Consider the following 1,755-nt stretch of genomic DNA (forward strand, 5'->3'; position numbering starts at 1 on the left):
CAGCAAATTCAACTACAGATAAAGCGCAGTCACCTAGCATTGAAGAAAGTGTTAAGAAATTAAAAAATTTATTAGAAAAGGGTTTGATAACTGAGCCTCAGTTTAATGAGCAGCTGAAAGACATATTGAAAGATTAAATGCCATCTTAAAGAACATTGATAAAAGATACTATGTCATTAAGAATTCTACTTTTAGTCCTATTTTTAACATTGAATGCATGTTCACAAGACGAGCAATTTGCTTGTAACGGATGGGGATTAAAACTAACAAGTAATAGTGCTTTATATGGACCTATGACACTCAATTACTGCAACAAAAGTGGTGTCCAAAAAACTTACCAATCAGATTGCAATTCAAAGGATGGATACTATTTAATTTTTGACACTGTTACCTACGAAGTGACAACATTCAATACGACAACAACACTTCCTATGCAAAGAACACAATGCGCTATAAAAAAATAAAGGAATAGTATTGAAGTGCTGTTAACCCCACTGCCACCCTCGTAAATTATCCACTTCACTCTGCGAGCAAACGACTTTCTGTACAGATGCTTGATTGAATGAATGGGGGGATAGTGCTACTAACAATGTCTAGTGCATCATTGTCTGTGTATCCCACTTGTTTTGTTATGTAACCCAACCAACCCGCGCCACAAGTCACAGGCTTGACGCACAGTTGTTTGTTGGCAAAGTCACAGCGTTCAAATGCTGCTTGAGTATGGTGGGATATGTTGTGTATGTGTGTTGTTGGTATGTTGCCTATTGCCAAATGCAAGTGAACCAGCTTGTGTGTGTTTCTTCCTTCCACTACTGCAATCACAAGTGGCTTTGCCCAGTTCTGTTTATTTTTGTGTTTTGCTTGGTTGCCGTAAAGTTCGTTGGTTAGTTGTGCTGTGAAAAATCTAATAGTGCTGCGTAGCTTGTCTTCGTTCAAGTATTCTCTAAATTCGTAGCATTCGTCACCATAGTTTGTAAATCTACGAACACGTATCAGCGCTGATTGTTTGAGCGTAAGTGTCACAGCTGTTTGCACGAACTGTGAATAAGGTGCAATGTGTTGTCTGTAGGCTTGTTGTAGTCTTTGTCCACTTGTGAGTTGCTGCATATGATTATTTATGCAGAACCAAAGCAAATCAACAAAAACCAATGCGAATCACACTGAATTTCAGTCGTCCAACACAGTCAAAAAAAGCAAACTACAGGCACTCGTTCAACAACAAGGAGAAAGAAATGAGTGCATTTACAGGATTGAAATTGGTAGCAGCAAAACGTCCACAAGCAGCCACACCCATAGTGCAGCGGCGCAACAAGCTGAGCAATCAGCTGTTTCAACAAATTGAACTGGCACGCTGCTTGAGTGAGGGAAAAACATACTCACCCACACGACTTCGCAACATACGGGACAAGCTCACAGGTGAGCGTCGCACTGTGGAGGCTGTGAAACGTGTACGTCAGTGGTGGTTTGTGAGTGACACAGGCAAGGTGTGCTTGCAAGTGCGTTACGGCACGCGGGTGATTGAATTAGCAAAAGGCAAGAACAGCATTGAAGTTGGCACAGCAGCTGAACTGCTCACAGTGTTGTCAACTGTGAAATTAGCTGTTGAAGCAGGTGACTTGGATGCACAGATTGACGCAGCCAGTGCTGCTGTGCGTGAGAGGTTTGCTCAGTAACTTTACGTTTGTATCCCTTAAATAAATATGCATAAGGGGTGCAAACATGAAAATAAATGAATTCGCCAGTGCTGCAGACGCA

At 41.4% G+C, this 1,755-nt stretch carries 3 protein-coding genes; 2 read left to right on the plus strand and 1 reads right to left on the minus strand.

What is annotated here, in order from left to right:
- Positions 1-38 precede the first annotated feature (38 nt).
- Positions 39-137: an SHOCT domain-containing protein gene (locus AC9UG7_RS05340; RefSeq protein ID WP_509585222.1), complete on the plus strand. Its 99-nt coding sequence runs from the start codon at positions 39-41 to the stop codon at positions 135-137.
- Positions 138-519: 382 nt separating this feature from the next.
- On the opposite strand, the gene AC9UG7_RS05345 is transcribed toward AC9UG7_RS05340, so the two are convergent.
- Positions 520-1,107 (minus strand): hypothetical protein, encoded by a 588-nt coding sequence (locus AC9UG7_RS05345; RefSeq protein ID WP_509585216.1) that lies wholly within the window; start codon positions 1,105-1,107, stop codon positions 520-522.
- A gap of 41 nt (positions 1,108-1,148) precedes the next feature.
- Here AC9UG7_RS05345 and AC9UG7_RS05350 point away from each other — a divergent pair, with 41 nt between their 5' ends.
- Entirely contained in the window at positions 1,149-1,673 is a 525-nt protein-coding gene (locus tag AC9UG7_RS05350; RefSeq protein ID WP_509585219.1) for a DUF6641 family protein, read from the plus strand.
- Positions 1,674-1,755 lie beyond the last annotated feature (82 nt).

It is taken from the genome of Limnohabitans sp. (assembly GCF_046052765.1).
In the GTDB taxonomy this organism is placed as follows: domain Bacteria; phylum Pseudomonadota; class Gammaproteobacteria; order Burkholderiales; family Burkholderiaceae_C; genus Limnohabitans.